Origin of the sequence: Gaetbulibacter aquiaggeris (assembly GCF_044003965.1) — a bacterium.
Classification (GTDB): domain Bacteria; phylum Bacteroidota; class Bacteroidia; order Flavobacteriales; family Flavobacteriaceae; genus Yeosuana; species Yeosuana aquiaggeris.
The window spans coordinates 1,046,612-1,065,617 of the sequence record NZ_JBAWKC010000001.1; the positions used below are offsets into that span (position 1 = coordinate 1,046,612).

15 protein-coding genes are annotated in these 19,006 nt (G+C 33.6%); 6 read left to right on the forward strand and 9 right to left on the reverse strand.

The features are described from left to right. Positions 1–29 precede the first annotated feature (29 nt). Positions 30–545 (forward strand): hypothetical protein, encoded by a 516-nt coding sequence (locus tag V8G56_RS04355; RefSeq protein WP_395437231.1) that lies wholly within the window; start codon positions 30–32, stop codon positions 543–545. Between the two features lie 262 nt (positions 546–807). Further along, a complete protein-coding gene (locus V8G56_RS04360) occupies positions 808–3,075 on the forward strand; it encodes a right-handed parallel beta-helix repeat-containing protein (RefSeq protein ID WP_395437232.1) in 2,268 nt (755 codons plus the stop codon). Between the two features lie 62 nt (positions 3,076–3,137). Here the strand turns inward: V8G56_RS04360 and V8G56_RS04365 are convergent, their stop codons facing one another. The 5 genes from V8G56_RS04365 to tamL all read right to left on the reverse strand — a co-directional run bounded on the left by V8G56_RS04365 (position 3,138) and on the right by tamL (position 10,718). Next, complete coding sequence (locus V8G56_RS04365) at positions 3,138–5,402, reverse strand: polyribonucleotide nucleotidyltransferase (protein WP_395437233.1); 2,265 nt, start codon at positions 5,400–5,402, stop codon at positions 3,138–3,140. A 157-nt stretch (positions 5,403–5,559) separates the two neighbouring features. Next, positions 5,560–5,829, reverse strand: a complete 270-nt coding sequence (gene rpsO / locus V8G56_RS04370) for a 30S ribosomal protein S15 (protein WP_395437234.1) — start codon at positions 5,827–5,829, stop codon at positions 5,560–5,562. A 111-nt stretch (positions 5,830–5,940) separates the two neighbouring features. Then, positions 5,941–6,798, reverse strand: coding sequence for an acetyl-CoA carboxylase, carboxyltransferase subunit beta (gene accD / locus V8G56_RS04375; protein WP_395437235.1), 858 nt, complete (start codon positions 6,796–6,798; stop codon positions 5,941–5,943). A gap of 176 nt (positions 6,799–6,974) precedes the next feature. Continuing rightward, complete coding sequence (gene fbaA, locus V8G56_RS04380) at positions 6,975–8,042, reverse strand: class II fructose-bisphosphate aldolase (protein ID WP_395437236.1); 1,068 nt, start codon at positions 8,040–8,042, stop codon at positions 6,975–6,977. 132 nt (positions 8,043–8,174) lie between these two features. Next, the gene (gene tamL / locus V8G56_RS04385) at positions 8,175–10,718 is read right to left on the reverse strand and encodes a translocation and assembly module lipoprotein TamL (RefSeq protein ID WP_395437237.1); all 2,544 of its coding nucleotides are present in this window, start codon (positions 10,716–10,718) and stop codon (positions 8,175–8,177) included. A 194-nt stretch (positions 10,719–10,912) separates the two neighbouring features. Between tamL and V8G56_RS04390 the strand changes: the two genes are divergently transcribed. Then, positions 10,913–11,632 carry an RNA methyltransferase gene (locus V8G56_RS04390; RefSeq protein WP_395437238.1) on the forward strand — a complete coding sequence of 240 codons (720 nt, stop codon included), beginning with the start codon at positions 10,913–10,915 and terminating at the stop codon, positions 11,630–11,632. Positions 11,633–11,634: 2 nt separating this feature from the next. Here V8G56_RS04390 and porT read toward each other — a convergent pair whose 3' ends face one another. Together porT and ubiE are read right to left on the reverse strand one after the other, a co-directional pair. Continuing rightward, positions 11,635–12,363, reverse strand: coding sequence for a type IX secretion/gliding motility protein PorT/SprT (gene porT, locus V8G56_RS04395; RefSeq protein ID WP_395437239.1), 729 nt, complete (start codon positions 12,361–12,363; stop codon positions 11,635–11,637). A gap of 1 nt (position 12,364) precedes the next feature. Next, positions 12,365–13,093 (reverse strand): bifunctional demethylmenaquinone methyltransferase/2-methoxy-6-polyprenyl-1,4-benzoquinol methylase UbiE, encoded by a 729-nt coding sequence (gene ubiE / locus V8G56_RS04400; protein ID WP_395437240.1) that lies wholly within the window; start codon positions 13,091–13,093, stop codon positions 12,365–12,367. A gap of 195 nt (positions 13,094–13,288) precedes the next feature. On the opposite strand from ubiE, the gene trkA reads away from it, so the two are divergent. The 3 genes from trkA to V8G56_RS04415 all read left to right on the forward strand — a co-directional run bounded on the left by trkA (position 13,289) and on the right by V8G56_RS04415 (position 16,552). After that, complete coding sequence (gene trkA / locus V8G56_RS04405; RefSeq protein WP_395437241.1) at positions 13,289–14,638, forward strand: Trk system potassium transporter TrkA; 1,350 nt, start codon at positions 13,289–13,291, stop codon at positions 14,636–14,638. Between the two features lies 1 nt (position 14,639). Continuing rightward, the gene (locus V8G56_RS04410) at positions 14,640–16,133 is read left to right on the forward strand and encodes a TrkH family potassium uptake protein (RefSeq protein WP_395437242.1); all 1,494 of its coding nucleotides are present in this window, start codon (positions 14,640–14,642) and stop codon (positions 16,131–16,133) included. Between the two features lie 161 nt (positions 16,134–16,294). Further along, positions 16,295–16,552 carry a hypothetical protein gene (locus V8G56_RS04415; protein ID WP_395437243.1) on the forward strand — a complete coding sequence of 86 codons (258 nt, stop codon included), beginning with the start codon at positions 16,295–16,297 and terminating at the stop codon, positions 16,550–16,552. Between the two features lie 93 nt (positions 16,553–16,645). Here the strand turns inward: V8G56_RS04415 and V8G56_RS04420 are convergent, their stop codons facing one another. Next, positions 16,646–17,830, reverse strand: a complete 1,185-nt coding sequence (locus V8G56_RS04420) for a pyridoxal phosphate-dependent aminotransferase (RefSeq protein WP_395437244.1) — start codon at positions 17,828–17,830, stop codon at positions 16,646–16,648. A 23-nt stretch (positions 17,831–17,853) separates the two neighbouring features. Next, complete coding sequence (locus V8G56_RS04425) at positions 17,854–18,954, reverse strand: fatty acid desaturase family protein (protein WP_395437245.1); 1,101 nt, start codon at positions 18,952–18,954, stop codon at positions 17,854–17,856. Between the last annotated feature and the right edge of the window lie 52 nt (positions 18,955–19,006).

A 19,006-nucleotide genomic window follows, 5' to 3' on the forward strand; every position in this document is an offset into this window, starting at 1 on the left:
ACATATATAAAAAATTAAATTCAAAAATTATGAAAACACTAATTAAACAAATCAAGATTTTGGCATTAGCCATGGCTTTAATATTTAGTATGGAAGCTTATGCTCAAAAGGAGGCAAAAACACACAATGTATTCTTAAGAGTATATAATCTGGAAGGTAAAAAAATAAGTAAAGGGTCAATTATTTTTATTAACGATTCACTTCTTGGTTTAAAAAACAGCAGTGATAAGATAGCAATAAGTATGAAAGATATTGGTTTTATAAAAACAAAACGATCTGCAGGTAATAATGTGCTTATTGGAGCTGCTTCAGGGGCAACTTTAGGAGTAATTATGGGAGTATCATCAGCTGACCCGGACTCTTGGATTTTTGGATATACTGCAGGAGAAGGTGCTCTTGTTTTTGGTAGTTTAGGAGCAATAGGGGGCGGTGCTATAGGAGGTTTAACTTCGCTGTTTAAAAAATCCGAAACTCATATTATTAATGGGAGTGAAGTGAATTGGAATTCATTTAAAAAAAAGATTGGTGCACAAATGTTTAAATAAATTAAAAAAGCCTCACAAGAAAATATCTTGTGAGGCTTTAAATTTATAAGATTTAAAAAAGCTTATTCGTCTTTTTTATATTCTCTTGGTCTTCTGTCATCGCGACGATCATCTCTTCGATTATTACTTTCAAAACTAATAATATTGGATGTTGAATGTCTTGCTAATGAACCATTTGGTTTTATAGCCCCATTTATTGACCTATGATGAGCCTAAATTTTAGTGGCGATGTTCTAAATTGTATTTACTAAATTTAGTATCCATGATTAAGAAAATTACAATAATTTTATTAGTGTTTTGTGTCAGTTGTACTTATGCACAAAATATCTACTATTTCAGTAGCTCTGCGGGAAATGATTCTAATGCAGGTAATGAAGCCAGTCCTTTTCAGACTATTTCAAAATTAAATAGTCTGTCACTCGCTGCAGGAGATAAAATCCTATTTAAAAGAGGAGATACATTTATAGGGCAAATAGTCGTGTCTCAATCAGGTGCTAATGGGTCCCCAATTATTTATGATAGTTATGGTACAGGAGATTTACCAGTTTTAAGTGCAAGTGATGGACCTAATGGGAACCCTGACCCATTAAGCACCATAAGAATAATAGGTAAGCAATATTTGGAATTTCATAACTTAAAAATTGAAAATGGCAGGTTTGATACTACTGGTACAGATGATGACCAATCTTTTGGGATCTATATACAAAGCTTTAAAACGTTGCCAGGCTCGGGTAACTTTGAGGATGCAGTGCTATTTAATTATTTTAGGTTTTCTAACTTAGTCGTTCAAAATATTTATTCAGTAAATAGCTCAGGTACTGCTTTTAACAATATTCGTACAACGGGTATTTATTTTCTTGATGCGTTTGTAAATGATGTTATTATTGAAGATTGTTATTTTACAGATATTGAGCGTTGTGGCATTTGGCTGAGAAAATATGTTTCAGATGCTATAATAAGAAATAATAAGTTTATTGACCTTGGAGGCTCTGGCACCATAATATCCGGTTCAAAAAGAGTACTTTATGAAAAAAACATGATGCGTTTTACTGGGTCTAATTCTGACCCGAGAATGACAGGAAGAGGAAGTGGTATGTGGGTTTTTGGCTCGGATGATGTGGTTGCCCAATATAATAGTTCTCAACACGCCAGAGGTGCCGGAGATTCATCCGGAATGCATGTAGATTATGGGAATACAAATATTCTATTTCAATATAATTATTCAGAAGATTCTGCAGGTGGTTTTTGTGAAACTTTAGGGGCAAATGATAACATCATTTGGAGATATAATATCAGTGTAAATGATGGTACCATAGATAGAAGTGGGAAGAATAAATTATTATGGGTAAGTGATTATGCGTATGTTCCCACTAAAAGTACAAATGTCTTCATTTATAACAATACCATATATCAAGGTAAAGACTATAAAAATGTGATTGGTGATTCAGAAATTAGTTTAAAAGCGGCTTCCTTAAATTTTATTAATAATATCATTTATTTGGAGCCTGCTGCCAAACTTGGTGAGAAGGCTTATTTGTTTGATGTGAATACGCCTAATTTCTCTAAAAATATTATGTATGGAGGAAGCATTAAATTAGATTTTAAAAATTTGGATGCGACAAAAATTATTCAATCTCCTTTGTTATTGGCTCCAGGAAGAAGGCATTATTCAGGGTATAAACTGGTAACGGGTAGTCCGGCTTTAGGTGCAGCATTAAGTTTTACAGAACCTAGTTTCCCCTTGGCCGGTTTAGGTATATTTAGTGCAATTACATCAGATGCTACAAAAGATATTTATGGCAATCCTGTAAATTTATCAGGAGCGACAAATATAGGGGCAGATAACGGTTCTGGAGAGCCCAGTATTCCAACTGTAGTTACCTATGAAGCTGAATCTGGTATCATTGTTGGGGGTAGTGAGATAAATTGCTCTAACGGTTCGGGAGGAAAAGCCGTGAATGTTGGAAGTGCAGGACAAACGTTGACTTTTAATACTGTTAATGTTTCTAGTACAGATTTATATTTAATTAATGTGTTTTATGCAAATCCACTTAAATCTACTTTAAAGGTAACTGTAAATGGTGGTGACACGGAATCTGTAATTTTACCATATTCAGATGCTTACTGTTATCAATCCGGGGTTCCAACAAGTTTTCCTATTATTAAAACGCTAAACGCTGGTGACAATACCATAATGTTTGAGCAAGGGATTATAGATAAAATGGAAGTAGTTTCTGTAAACGAGGCGACCTTAAGTACGGAATTTGAGCGATTTTTAGATAAAACGGAAGCTTATTTAGAAAAAACCATCATCCCTAGTAGTGAAACACTAAGGTTAATTATTAATAAAGAAATGAGTTCCCAAAATGTTGAGATTACAATTTTTGATATTAATGGTTCTTTGATTATCAGGAAAAACCTCGATTCTAAAAACATGAGCTTAGAAGCCAATCAGTTTGGAACTGGCATGAAAATACTTGTAGCTAAAGTTGGGGCCCAACTCATTGTAAAAAAGTTTATAGTTTATTGATATTAACAGAAAAGCCCACCAAAATTATTTTGGTGGGCTTTTCATATAATTTTTAAAAGAACTTAATCTTCTTTTTTATCTTCTCTAGGTCTTCTGTCATCGCGACGGTCATCTCTTCGATTATCACGTCCGCGATTGTCTCTACCTCTGTTATCACGGCCACCACTTCGGTTATCATCTCTTGGCGGTCTGGCTACGTAACCTTCTGGTTTTTCTAATAAGGCTTTACGAGATACTTTCTCTTTCCGTGTTTTTGGATCTACACCAAAATACTTCACTTCAAAAACATCACCCATATTGACTACATCCGAAACATTTTCAGTGCGTTCCCAAGCTAATTCGCTTACATGTAATAAGACTTCGTTTCCTGGGGCATCCAAATATTCTACTACGGCACCAAAATCCAGCATTTTAATCACTTTCACTTTATAAGTACCACCAACCGTTGGTTTGAACATTAAAGAATCTATTTTAGCTAAAACAGCATCAATACCATCTTGATTGGTTCCTAAAATTTCAACAATTCCTTCTTCAGTAATAGGGTCTTCATTGATAACAATAGTTGTTTTGGTAGCTTTTTGTAATTCTTGAATTACTTTTCCACCAGGACCAATTAAGGCACCAATAAATTCGTTAGGAATCACTCTAGTAATCATTTTAGGTGCATGAGCCTTCACGTCTGCATTAGGTGCAGCAATCGTTTCAGTTAACTTGCCTAAAATATGTAAACGTCCGGCTTGTGCCTGTTTCAAAGCATTTACCAAAATTTCATAAGACAATCCTTTTACTTTGATGTCCATCTGGCAAGCGGTAATACCATCAGCCGTACCAGTTACTTTAAAGTCCATATCACCTAAATGATCTTCATCACCTAAGATATCAGACAACACAGCATATTTTCCGGTCTCCAAATCGGTGATCAATCCCATAGCTATTCCAGAAACTGGTTTTTTAATTTGAACACCAGCATCCATTAATGCCATTGTACCAGCACAAACAGTAGCCATAGAAGATGAACCGTTAGATTCTAATACTTCTGAGACCACTCTTACTGTATAAGGACAATCAGCAGGAACCATACCTTTTAAGGCACGTTGTGCTAAATTTCCATGACCTACTTCACGACGAGACGTTCCTCTTAAAGGACGTGCTTCACCAGTTGAAAAAGGAGGGAAGTTATAATGTAAATAGAAACGCTCTTCACCTTCAAACGATGGCATATCTATTTGGTTCGCCTCTCTAGAGGTTCCTAAAGTAACAGTAGCTAAAGCCTGAGTTTCTCCACGAGTAAAAATAGAAGAACCATGAGTTGATGGTAAATAATCTACCTCACACCAGATAGGTCTGATTTCATCAGTCTTACGACCATCTAGACGCAAGCCTTCATTTAGGGTTAAATCTCTTACTGCTTTTTTCTCAGCTTTAGAATAGTATTTTGAAACCAGTCCTCCATAATCAGCTAATTCTTCTTCTGTAAAAGTAGCTTTCACTTCTTCTTTTATAGATTCAAATGCAGCGCTGCGTTCATGTTTTGCTGAAGCAGCTCTTGCTACGGCATATACTTTATCATAAGTTAAGGCACTTATTTTTTTGGCTAAATCGTCATCTTCTCTTTCAACTTCATATTCACGAGTTTCTTTTTTGCCAAAGGCTTCAGCTAATTTTATTTGAGCAGCACATTGTATTTTAATAGCATCATGTGCAAACTTGATAGCGTCAACCATTTCTTCTTCAGAGATCTCACTCATTTCGCCTTCAACCATCATGACTGAATCTGCAGAGGCACCAATCATCATGTCTATATCAGATTCTAATAATTGCGCTCTTGTAGGGTTGATAATGAATTTTCCATTTACACGACCCACTCTAGCTTCTGAAATTGGTGTTTCAAAAGGAATATCAGATAATTGAATGGCAGCTGAAGCAGCTAATCCAGCCATAGCGTCTGGCATAACATCATCGTCATGAGACATTAACTGCACCATAACTTGTGTTTCAGCATGATAATCTTTTGGAAATAACGGACGTAAAACACGATCTACAAGACGCATGGTTAATACTTCACCATCACTAGGTCTTGCTTCTCTTTTAAAGAAACCGCCTGGATAACGTCCAGAGGCCGCAAATTTTTCTCTGTAATCTACAGTTAAAGGTAAAAAATCAACATCACTTTGTTGATAGTTGGAAACGACTGTACATAACAACATACATTTTCCTGATTGCACAACAACAGATCCATGGGCCTGTTTTGCTAATTTTCCGGTTTCAATAGAAATTTCTCTACCGTCGCCAAGGTCTATGACCTCTTTAAATACTTTTGGAATCATAATTTTTTAATTCTAATTAAACAATGGTCGTTGTGTTGTAGTAGTTGTTGTTGTGAGACCAATGAAAAACTATAGTAAGCTTCTTATTTTGTGTTATTTATACTCATACACAAGAGTCATATTTTTAAACAAAAAAGAGGCGTGAAGCCTCTTTTTATTATTTTCTTAATCCTAATTCTTTCACTATGGCACGATATCTTAAGATATCCTTTTTAGTTAAATAGTCCAGTAAAGCTCTACGTTTACCAACTAATTTTACTAATGAACGCTCAGTATTAAAATCTTTACGATTGTTTTTTAAGTGTTCTGTTAAGTGATTGATTCTATGCGTGAATAACGCAATTTGTCCTTCTGCAGTACCGGTATCGTTCTTGCCTTTACCGTGTTTTGAGAAGATTCCTTCTTTAACTTCTTTTGTTAAATACATGCTAATATTATTAAAATGATTTTTATGTATACGAAAGATTTTCTTTCGAGCGGCAAATATAGTAATAATTAATGATTTACGAATAATTCACTAAAAATAAATTCGCACTAATTATGCTCGTAAAGGTTGATTCGTAATCAAATCGATGTATTGATTGATTTTGTTTTTTAAATGTTTACGTTCTGAAATGAAATCTAAAAAGCCATGTTCCAACAAAAATTCTGAGGTCTGAAACCCTTCAGGTAACTCTTGACCAGTCGTGTCTTTTACAACACGTGGACCCGCAAATCCAATTAATGCCCCAGGTTCAGCAATATTAATATCTCCTAACATAGCGAATGAGGCCGTTGTTCCTCCTGTAGTTGGATCTGTACATAATGAAATATATGGGATGCCTGCATCGGATAATTGAGCTAGTTTTACAGATGTTTTTGCTAATTGCATCAACGATAAGGCCGCTTCCATCATACGTGCTCCACCAGATTTTGAAATAATCATGAAAGGGATCTTGTTTTTTAAAGCGTAGTCAGCTGCACGAGTAATTTTTTCACCAACAACACTACCCATTGAACCGCCAATAAAAGCAAAATCCATACAAGCAATAACCAGGTCTTTGCCTTTTGATTTACCTACAGCAGCACGAACGGCATCTTTAAGTTTTGTTTTTTCCTGAGCTTGTTTTAATCTATCCGGATATTTTTTAGTATCAATAAATTTTAAGGGATCTCTAGATTCTAAATTGGCATCTAATTCCTTAAATTCATTGTTGTCGAATAAGATTTCAAAGTATTCTTTACTACCAATACGTACATGATATCCATCTTCCGGACTGACATAGAAATTTTTTTCTAATTCGTCGGCATCAACAATTTTTCCAGTGGGTGATTTATACCATAATCCTTTGGGAGTGTCTTTTTTATCCTGAGTAGTAGTGGTAATTCCTTTTGTTTTTCTTTTAAACCAAGACATAAATTCTAGATTTTATATTTACGATTGTAGCTATTATCAACCGTTACCTTTTAAGGCCTGCAAAATTATGCTCTATAAATGCTGTTTTTAATAATAACATTTATAAAGATAAAATATAAAGCCTAACTACAAAATTAATCCTTTTTTTAATTTTGTAGTTAGGCTAAAGAAAAATATTATAAAGTATTGACGTTATTTAAATCTTCAAACGCCTTTTTTAAACGCTCAACAAAAGTTACTTCACCTGCTCGTAACCAAACACGTGGATCATAATACTTTTTGTTTGGAGAATCTTCACCATCTGGATTTCCTATTTGAGATTGTAAGTAAGCTTCATTTTTCTTCATATAGTCTCTAATACCACTCATAAAGGCGTATTGCATGTCTGTATCAATATTCATTTTTACAACCCCGTAGCTAATACCTTCGCGAATTTCTTCAACTGTAGAACCTGAACCACCATGAAAAACAAAATCAATATGATTATGACCTAGATTGTATTTTTTTGAAATATAATCTTGAGAATTTTTTAAGATTTTTGGTGTTAATTTAACATTCCCTGGCTTGTAAACACCGTGTACGTTACCAAAAGCAGCAGCAATGGTGAATTGGTCACTTACTTTACTTAATTCTTCATAAGCATAAGCAACTTCTTCTGGTTGTGTATAAAGTTTAGAATCATCAACATCACTATTATCAACGCCATCTTCTTCTCCACCAGTGATTCCTAATTCAATTTCCAAAGTCATCCCCATTTTGCTCATACGCTCAAGGTACTTCTTACATAACTCAATATTTTCTTTAATTGGTTCTTCTGAAAGGTCAATCATATGAGAGCTGTAAAGAGGTTTGCCAGTTTCAGCAAAATGTTTTTCACTAGCATCAAGCAATCCATCAATCCAAGGCAACAGTTTTTTAGCGCAATGATCTGTATGTAAAATAACAGGAACACCGTAAGCTTCTGATAAGGTATGAACATGTTTTGCTCCTGCAATGGCTCCTGCAACCGCTGCTTTTTGGTTGTCATTATTTAAGCCTTTTCCTGCGTTAAAGTGAGCACCACCATTGGAGAATTGAATAATTACCGGAGCATTTAATGCCGCGGCTGTTTCTAAAACACCATTAATAGTGTCTGAACCAATGACGTTTACTGCTGGTAAAGCAAAACCTTTTTCTTTTGCTAGTTTAAAAATAGCTTGAACTTCTCTGCCTGTTGCAACCCCAGGTTTTATATTGTGTCCCATTTTAATTGAATTAGTTTATAAAGTTTTTAATATATCAAAAGTAGTGAATTTTTGTTTATGTATATGGTGTTTTAAGGTATGTAACGTTCAAAATAGCACTAAAACGTTATAGTTTATTTTGAAATTTAAATTTTAGAATGGATAGTTAATACCAATGTTATAAACCGCATTTCCGAAATTATAATCTTTAAACCATCGGTCATTATTAGGATAGGAAGGGTCATAGGTTTTAAAACCTAGGTCAAAACGAAACACGAAAAAGCTAAAGTCATACCTTAAACCAAAACCAGAGCCAATAGCAATATCTTTTAATGAACTAAATCCGGAGAACACCGCATCAGGATCATCTACTGAATCTAAAACATTCCAGATATTTCCGGTATCAACAAATACGGCTCCGTTTAAATTTCCAAAAAGGTTAAACCTTTGTTCAACACTAAAAGCTAATTTAAAATTTGCTTCATTAAATTCGTTATAACTTTTAGTACTTCCTGGACCCAAATTATAGGCGGTCCATGCTCTGTTGTCATTTGGTCCACCAGCAAAAAAACTTTTAGAAAATGGAATGCTGTTGGAGTTGCCATATGGAATGGCAATACCAGCATAGCTGCGCACTGCCAGCACATTTTTTTTGCCTAAATCCCAGTGTTTTATAAAATCAAATTCTGTTTTAACATATTGTGAGTAGGCCACATTAAATATTTCGTACTGATTGGCTCCATTTTTTTGAAGACCTATAAGTTTGGCGGCACTTGAAAGCAAATTTCCAGCTAATTCTAATTTTACCCTAAAAATTGAAAAATCTTCATCAAACAAATTCTGACGGGTATCTTCTACTAGGCTAAAACTTGATGCAATAATCAAGTTGTTTTCTGTTAATCTGGTTTTACGTTCATCTATACTATTGACCTCTTTTAGCTGGTCTTCTGAAATTTCATTAGGAGTAGAAGGGTTTAATGTATATTCTAAAAAGGCATCTGTACCCTCTGGGATTATTAAATTACCATCAGCATCAATATTATCTAACACCTCATAATTTACATCTTTAGCTATTTGGTTTAAAGAATTATAGGATGCACTGTAAACATCAAAATATCTGTCAACATTTAGGTTTCTTACGTATTGAACATTAAATACATCTAGCCTATCTGTTACTTTAGGAGATGGATGCCAATTATAACTTAAAATTCCATTAAAAGTTTGTTTATCTAAACCAATATTAGTCTGGCTGGTTGTTGAAAGGCTGATTCTAGTACTAGGAGACATGTATTTAGGAACAATTCTTTCAGTATTAAAGGGTGAAAAAAACCTAGGAATGGTTAATTTTAAATCGGCCCCAATTTCATTTATGTCAAAAAATTGTTTGGAATTATTGTTGGCAGCATCTTTGGAAGAGCCAATCGAACCTATTGCAGATATCTGTAATGTTTCTGCCCCTCTAAAAATATTTCTAATCATTAAGCTTGGATTAATAGCCAGTCCAAGTGTTTGAATATTGCTTTGGGTTACTTCCGTACTAAAACCTAAACTAAATTTTTTAAGAGGCGTTAGGAAAATGTCTGTAGAAAGCGTGGAGTCGTCATTTTCTGTGTATTTTATGTCGGGATATTTAAAGGTTCTTAGCTCGCTTAAATACCGATAGGTTCGCGTTCTGTCAATGTCTTTAAAAAGCGTGTTTGGTGCAATAAAAATAGCATCGGTTAAAGCTTTAGGCCTAAAGCGCATTTTACCTATACTATATAATTTGAAATTATTAAAAATGGTAGAATCTGTTCTCTTTTCGTTCCTGTTTTCGTAGGTGCCATCTGTAAAAATATTGACATCCTTTACGTAATAAATTTTAAAAGGTTCTCGAGCAATAGAATCTTGAATCCTTATGGCTCTTTGTTGAATTTGAACTTCAACATTTACTTTTTTGTTGGTATTTACTGTATCAATTTCAAAAGCCACATAATCCTGATTAAAATGATACACACCATGATTTCGTAATTCAGTAGAAATTCGTTCACGTTCTTGTTGAAAAGTGCTGGTTTTATATTGTTCGTTCGGCTTAATAAATGAATTGTCTTTTATTATTCTGTATAATGAATCCACCATTGATGGCTCCCGTTTTTTTGAGATAGAATCAATAATATAAGGATCTCCTGTTTTAACAAAATAATCTATTTCGGCACGTTTATTTTCTTTTTTACTAATGATATAGCTGGTTTCTGAATTAAACCAACCGTTATTAATATAATAGTCATTAAGACGCTTAATAGATTTTTCAGTTCTGTCACTATTAATAATAACAGGCGCTTCTCCAGATTTTTTTAACCAGCTATTGAAACTGATTTTTGAATCAATAAATTTATTTAATTGCTTTTTAGACAGGAATGATTCAAGGTGCTGTCTTTTTTTAGGTCGCCTATCTATTTTTGCATTTACAATTGAATCGATGTTTGGACGCGCTAAATTGTAGGTATGCAAGCGCAACGGTACATTCAATATTTTGCTATTTGGTTTTTGGTATAACAGGTTGTTTATGTTTTCTGAATTTTCTTTTTTATCATTAACATAAATAGTGTTTTTTGACAGTAGGTAACTTTCTTCCGGAACTCTTTTTACAGCATCACAGGAAATAATTAAGCTAGTAATTATTAATAAAATTAGTATGTTATAAACTGAGAGTTTCAAGTAATGATATTAATGTTGTATGTAATGGGTTTTGTAAAAATTTTAATTTTTAAAAAATCTTATGGGCTTTTATAGTTTATTCAAAAATACATTATTTCTGCAGAAAAATTATTTAAATAAATAAGTAAGAGTTCACTAAAACGATATTTTTTCATTTTCTTTATATCATAAAATTAAAAAGCAACTTTTTAAGAATGCTGTCAAAAAACCAAATAAAATTAATAACGAGTTTAAAGCAGAAAAAATACAGATTGCAATATGGTCTTTTTGTAGTTGAAGGGGTTAAAACAATAAAGGAACTTCTGCAATCTGAATTAGAACTTGAATCATTATATACAACAGATCCACTCAATATTAATGCCAAACAGGCAGAAATTATTTCCGAAAGTGAGTTAAAACGCATTAGTTTTTTAAAGTCTCCTAATAAAGCTTTGGCATTATTTAAGATACCAAAGCCAAAACAAATTGGTTTTAATGAATTGATTGTTGCCTTAGATGATGTGCGTGATCCGGGGAATTTAGGCACTATTATTAGGTTATGTGACTGGTTTGGTGTTAAAGACCTGGTTTGTAGCCAAGAGACTGTTGATTGTTTTAATCCAAAAGTGATCCAGGCAACGATGGGTTCAGTAACCAGAGTGAACGTAACCTATTTAGATTTATCTGTTTTTTTGAAAGACACTAAATTGCCAAGTTACGGTACGTTTATGTCGGGAACCTCTGTCTACACAGCTGATTTGCCAAAAAAGGGAATTCTGATATTAGGAAATGAAGCCAACGGTATTTCAAGCGAAATTGAATCTTTTGTTACAGAAAAAATAAGCATTCCTAGATTTGGTGATTTGCAGACAACAGAGAGCTTAAATGTTGCAACGGCAGCGGCTATCTTTTTAAGTGAATTTAAAAGAAGGTAGAATTATTGAAAAGTAAAGTTTATAAAAACACCTCGTGTTTTCATACTGTTAATGTTGCTAGTCCAAGGACTATCGGGGTCGTTATCTCTAACAAGTTCATCCTTAACGCCAAATAATCCACGAATAGAAGGTGTGAATTTAAAGTTGTATAAATAAAAATCAATACCAAATCCTAGTTCATAAAAAAGAGAATTTTTTGTGGTTCTGAATTGTCCGTTCTTATTATCATCGGGATTATCCTCGTTACTTGAAAGGTTTAATGCCGTAGAAACTCCACCCACAATAAAGGGTTTAAAATTATTTATTCTTTTAGTAGAGAATTTAACTAATAAAGGAACATGAATATAAGTTGATTTAACCTGTCTCTCTAAATCATTACTGTCATAGGCAGAGCCTTCAAAATATTGGGTGCTATAATACAATTCTCTAGTCGATATGAGCAAACCAGGTTCTAAACGCAGATCAATATAGTCGTTAATACGAAGATTTCCAATAAGACCAACACTAAAACCAACACTTCTTTTTACAAAAATATCTCTTAAGTCCTTATTGTAATCAAAATTAAAGTCATAATTATTAAAACCTAAAAAATAACCCCAACGCAACAAATTATTATCTGTTGACCCTCTACCTGAATTAGCATCATAAGCTACTTTTTCTTTAGTGAAAAGTTGGGCATGACTGTTGTGCAATAGAAATAAAAAAAATATTAGAAAAAAGGTGTGTTTCATGTTACTTCTTTGTTGATGTATAGATTGTGGCAACTCCTAAGGTCTGCGGAAAATCTTTAACATTAATAAACCCAATTTCTGTTAAAATATTGTTTAAAGCATCACCATAAGGGAAAACTGAAGCAGATTCACTCAAATAAGCATAGGCGCTTCGGTCTTTTGAAAAAAGTTTTCCAATAACAGGTAGTATGTATTTTGTGTAAGCCTTATAGCCTTGCTTATAAGGCCTTTTTGTTGGCACGGAGGTTTCTAAAATGACAAATATTCCATTTGGTTTTAAAACCCTTAATATTTCAGAAAGTCCTTTTTCTAATGTTTCAAAATTGCGAATACCAAAAGCAACTGTAATAGCGTCAAACGTATTATCTTCAAAAGGCATATTTTCAGAATCACCTAATACCATTTCAATAGTTTCTTGTAATTCTTTTTTTATGATTTTTTGTTTTCCAATATCAAGCATGCCACTGCTTATATCTAAGCCAATTATTTTATTGGCATTAGTTTTTGCAAGTGCAATAGCTAAATCACCGGTTCCAGTTGCAATATCAAGAATGGATTTAGGATTGGTTTTTTCAACAAGTTTTACAACTTTTTTTCGCCATTGTATATCAATTCCAAAAGAAATGACTCTATTTAAACCGTCGTAATCACCTGAAATGTTATCAAACATCTGGATGACTTGTTCCTTTTTTCCTAAATCACTATTTTTATAAGGCTTTACTTTAGACACAATTATTTTTTTGGCAAACCTACATATTTATTTTGAATTTGATATATCAGTTAATATCTAAATAGGGATCCTTTAAAGAAAATAGACTTGATATAAACATTAAATAACTTAACGACAAATAATTGAATGCATGCAATTTTATAAGCCTAAAATATATTTTATGTTATATTTGCCTACTTTTTATGATTGTAAAAAATGAAAATAATTATCGCTGGAGCTGGTGAAGTAGGGTTTCATTTAGCTAAATTACTCTCTTATGAATCTCAGGAAATAACCTTAATTGATACCAATAAGGAAAGTTTATCTTATGCTGATACGCATCTAGATATAAAAGTAATTAGGGGTGATGCGACCTCTATTGCTATATTAAAGGAGGCCCGTATTGAAACAAGTGATTTATTAATTGGCGTTACCTCCTCTGAGACCATAAACATTACGGTTTGTGTTTTAGGAAAACAATTGGGTTCCAAAAAAACAATAGCAAGAATTTCAAATACTGAATTTATTCAGCATAAAGATGAAGTAGGCTTCACTAAATTTGGTATTGATGAGCTCATTTCTCCAGAAGCGTTAGCTGCGGCAGAGATTGAATTAGCTTTAAAGCAGTCCTCATTTAGTGATACCTATGAATTTGAAAATGGCGCTTTAAACATGGCAGGATTAACCTTGTCAAAAACGGCATTATTTGTTGGCAAATCCGTTAAGGAGGCGGCTCATATTTTTCCGGAAATTCATTTTGTCCCCATCGCCATTCAACGTCAAGGAACGCAATATACAATCATTCCTCGTGGTGATACTGTGTTTAAAAAAGGAGATAATGTGGTTTTTATTACCTCCGAGGGTGGAGGTGAAGAGTTATGTAAACTTACCGGTAAAGTGAATGCTGAAATTAAGAACGTGATGATTCTTGGCGGTAGTCAAATAGGTTATAAGGCAGCAAGAGATTTAAGTGATAAAGGTTTTAATGTTAAGCTTTTAGAAGAAAATAAAGAGCGTGCTTTTGAAATTGCGGATGCACTACCAAATGTGTTGGTAATTAAAAGTGACGGAAGAAATGTTGACTTACTTGATGAAGAAAATATTAGCGAAATGGATGCGGTGATAGCAGTTGCTGCCAATTCTGAAACTAATATCATGTCTTGTTTAGTTGCTAAATCAAAAGGGGTTAAAAAATCGATTGCACTTGTTGAAAACATGGATTATTTTGAGTTATCGCATTCAATAGGAATTGACACGCTTATAAATAAGAAATTATTAGCTGCTAATAGTATTTTTAGATATATCCGCAAAGGAGAGGTTGTTGCCATGACCAAATTGAGTAATATGAACGCTGAACTTTTGGAGTTTGAAGTAAAAGCAAAGTCTCAAATTTGTAATAAAATAATTAAGTATATTGATTTTCCTCGTTCGGCTATTATTGGAGGCGTGATTAGAGATGGAGTAGGTTTAATTGCTTTGGGCGATTTTAAAATCCAGGAGGGAGATCGGGTAGTAGTGTGTAGTTTGCTAAAATCTATTAAAGGGGTAGAAAAATTATTTTTATAATATGAAGTTAAATTATAAAATAATCTTTCACTTTCTGGGCTTACTCATCTTATTCAATGGAGGCTTTATGCTGTTATCAGCGTTTATGAGCTTGGTTTATGAAGACGGGGTTACTTTAGAATTGTCCTTTGCAAGTATTGTAACTATTGTTTCGGGAGGCTTGGTGATGCTTTTTACAAGGAATCACACCAAGGTGATGAATAAAAGAGAAGGCTATATAGTGGTAGCTTTTGGCTGGATAATTATGACCTTGTCCGGCACTTTGCCTTATCTTTTTACTGAGAGTATACCAAGTTTTACCAATGCTTTTTTTGAAACAATGTCCGGTTATACAACTACGGGTGCTACTATCTTAAATGATATTGAAGCGGTGCCTAAAGGGGTGTTATTTTGGAGAAGCTTAACCCATTGGATAGGTGGTATGGGAATTATTGTGCTTGCCATTGCCATTTTACCTCTGTTAGGAATTGGAGGGATGCAACTTTTTGCTGCAGAAGCACCAGGACCAAGTACAGATAAATTGCATCCAAGAATTACAGATACTGCTAAGAGATTATGGCTCATTTACTTTGGGTATACAGCCGCTGAAACCTTATTTTTAAACCTGGCTGGCATGTCATTTTTTGATGCCATTAATCACTCAATGGCGACCTTATCAACTGGAGGATTTTCAACAAAAAATGCAAGTGTTGCTTATTGGAATCATGAGCCGATAATTCAGTACATAATTATTTTATTTATGTTTTTGGCAGGTACAAACTTTGTGTTAAGCTACTTTGCGTTTAAAGGGAGAGTACAAAAAATAATTAAAGATGAGGAGTTTAAATTGTATTATCGTTTTGTAATTATATTTACGATTATTGCGGCACTTATTATTTATTTTAGAACTGATATTACGGTTTCTACCATCAATCATCCTTTGGTTTGGGGTAAGGCTGAAGGCGCTATAAGACACGCGTTATTTCAAGTATTAACGGTTATTACTACCACAGGATTTATTACTGCAGATTATACAACATGGACCTCATTTTTGTTGGTCTTCTTTTTTGGCCTTATGTTTTTAGGCGGATCTGCAGGAAGTACCTCTGGAGGCGTAAAAGTAGTACGCCATTTGCTTATGATTAAAAATGGGTTTTTAGAATTTAAACGCACACTACATCCAAATGCGATTGTGCCAGTTAGGTATAATACTAAAGCAGTCTCTGGAGACATTGTATTTAATATTTTAGCCTTTTTTATTCTCTATATGTTATCCTTTATTGTTGGAGCCTTGGTATTTTCAATGTTTCAAATAGACTTTCAATCTTCTATTGGTCTATCAGCTTCAAGTTTAGGGAATATTGGTCCTGCACTTGGACATTTTGGACCCGTAAATAATTACGCTTTTTTACCACCTTTGGCCAAATGGTGGTCATCTTTTTTGATGCTCATTGGTAGACTGGAACTTTTTACTGTTCTCATATTATTCACTCCTTTTTTCTGGAGAAACAGATAAATAGTATGGTTTTTTTAAAAGGAATTGTAAATTCTTAAAACCATTCTATTTACTGGGGTTTTTTAAATTTTCGATTGGTTTTTAGGGAGTTATGAATAAAATGGATGTAACAATTTATTTGTTCAGGCGTCATTATGATGTAACCAATTAAATAAGTTGTCATGGAATTAGTAGTAACAAGACAAGATTTAAAAAGAGAAATTAAACCTAATAAAGTTGAAGAATTTATTAAACCTGAAGGATTATTAAATTCAAATTATCAACAAATTGCAAAGGAAAATTTAGAAGATATAGAAGCTGATTCAATATTTGGAATTAAGCAACGAATTAAAAGTTATCATTATAGCAATACTTCAAATATAGAGGGCTTTTTAAAAGTTTCGGTTTTTATGATTCTCTATTTATTAATCTTTTTATAGAATAATCTTTAGTCTTCCTTGAGGTAAGGAGATGCTTAAATAAAGAAGGCCACTAATTTTAGTGGCCTTCTTTATTTTATAAATATTAGTAGCTTAGCTTACAGCTTCTTTAATTCGTTTGATGGCTTCTACAATCTGCTCTTGTGAAGCGGCGTAGGAAATTCTAATACAATCAGGATTTCCAAACGATTCTCCGTCAACGGTTGCTACCAAAGCCTTTTCTAGTAAATACATTGAGAAATCAGAGGCATTATTTATGGTTTTTCCATGTAAGGTTTTACCAAAAAAGTAGGAGATATTTGGAAATACATAAAAAGCACCTTCAGGGACATTAGTTTTAAACCCTTCAATCTCATTTAGTAATCCTAATATTAAATCACGGCGTATTTTAAATTCATCAATCATGTATTGAACACGACTAGGTGATTCCATAAGTGCTGTAATAGTTGCACGCTGTGCAATACAGTTGGCACCACTTGTTATTTGCCCTTGCATTTTATTACAAGCTCTGGCAATTTTTTCAGGAGCACCAATATATCCTATACGCCATCCGGTCATAGCAAAAGCTTTTGAAACGCCATTTACTGTAATGGTTCTGTCATACATATCATCAAATTGAGCCATACTTGCATGACCACCCACATAGTTGATGTGCTCATAAATCTCATCAGAAACCACATATATATCTGGAAAATCAACTAAAACATCCGCTAAGGCTCTTAACTCTTCTTTGCTATAAATAGATCCACTTGGGTTGCACGGTGAGCTAAACCAAATCATTTTAGTTTTTGGAGTAATCGCAGTTCTTAATTGCCCGGGTGTCATTTTAAAATCTGTAGCAATAGTCGTTTTTACCTCTACAGGAACCCCATCGTTTAGTTTTATAAGATCGGCATAACTTACCCAATATGGACAAGGTAAAATAACCTCATCGCCTTTGTTAGTCAAAACGGCCGCAATATTGGCTAATGATTGTTTAGCACCGGTAGAAACCACAATTTGGTTTGGAGTGTAGTTCAAACCATTATCACGTTTAAATTTGGTGATGATAGCCTGTTTTAAGTCTACATAACCGTCAACGGGTGAATAAGAATTATAGTTGTCATTAATTGCTTGTATTGCTGCATCCTTTATAAAATCCGGAGTATTAAAATCTGGCTCGCCTAAGCTTAAACCAATAATATCTTTTCCTTCAGTTCGTAATTCTCTTGCTTTTGCAGCCATAGCCAACGTAGCAGACGTAGCCATGTTTAAAATTCTATCAGATAATAATTGCATCTAAAAATAATGAATAAATAAGGTTAGACTTGTAACGCAGGATTCATTCCCATATCACGTAAGTACTTAAAATGCGCAATAATAGCTTTGCGCGTTGTTTTATATTCGTGGTAAGGTAAATTGAATTCTTTAGCCGTTTCTTTAACTATTTTAGATATTTTAGTGTAATGAATATGGCTAATATTTGGAAAAATATGATGTTCAACCTGATGATTTAAACCACCAGTAAACCAATTAACTATTTTGTTTTTTGTACTAAAGTTGATGGTCGTATTTAGTTGATGGATAGCCCAGGTATTTTTCATCTCGCCATCTTTTGAAGGTTGAGGCATTTCCGCTTCTTCCATAACATGTGCTAATTGAAAAACAACACTTAAAATTAGTCCGGCTGTATAGTGCATAATAAAAAATCCAATAAGTATTTTCCACCACGCTATTTCCAGAAATAACATTGGAATGATAATCCATATGGCTATGTAAATAATTTTGGAAATGACTAGTTTGCTCCAGTTCCATACTGGGTTAGGTAATTTGCCATAAGACAGTTTACGTTTCATATAGCGTTTCATCTGAAGGAAATCTGTAGTAATAGCCCAGTTTATTGTCAACAAGCCATAAAGTAAGACAGAGTAATAATGTTGAAATTTGTGATACCATTTCCATTCGGAATGTTCAGTAAAACGCATAATTCGACCGGCATCTAGATCTTCATCATGACCGTGAATATTAGTATAAGTATGATGTAATACATTATGTTGTACCTGCCAGTTATAAACGTTACCAGCAAGAATATAAATACTACTACCCATAATTCTGTTAACCCATTCTTTGTTTGAAAAAGAGCCATGATTGCCATCATGCATAACATTCATTCCAACACCAGCCATTCCAATGCCCATAACTACAGTAAGAAGTAATTGTGCCCAGCCTGGAAAGTCTAAGGTTAGTATTAAAAAATAGGGCATTAAAAAAATGGAAAACATTACAATGGTTTTAAGCCAAAGTTTCCAGTTTCCCGTACGTTTGATTTTATTTTCTTTAAAATAATCGTTCACACGCTTATTTAATGTTTTAAAAAACTTTGCAGAGTCTGTTCTTGAGAATGAAAGTGCTTGTTTTGTCATACTATTGGTTTAAAAGGTGTTGTTAAATATTTTAGATTTATCACACACTTGG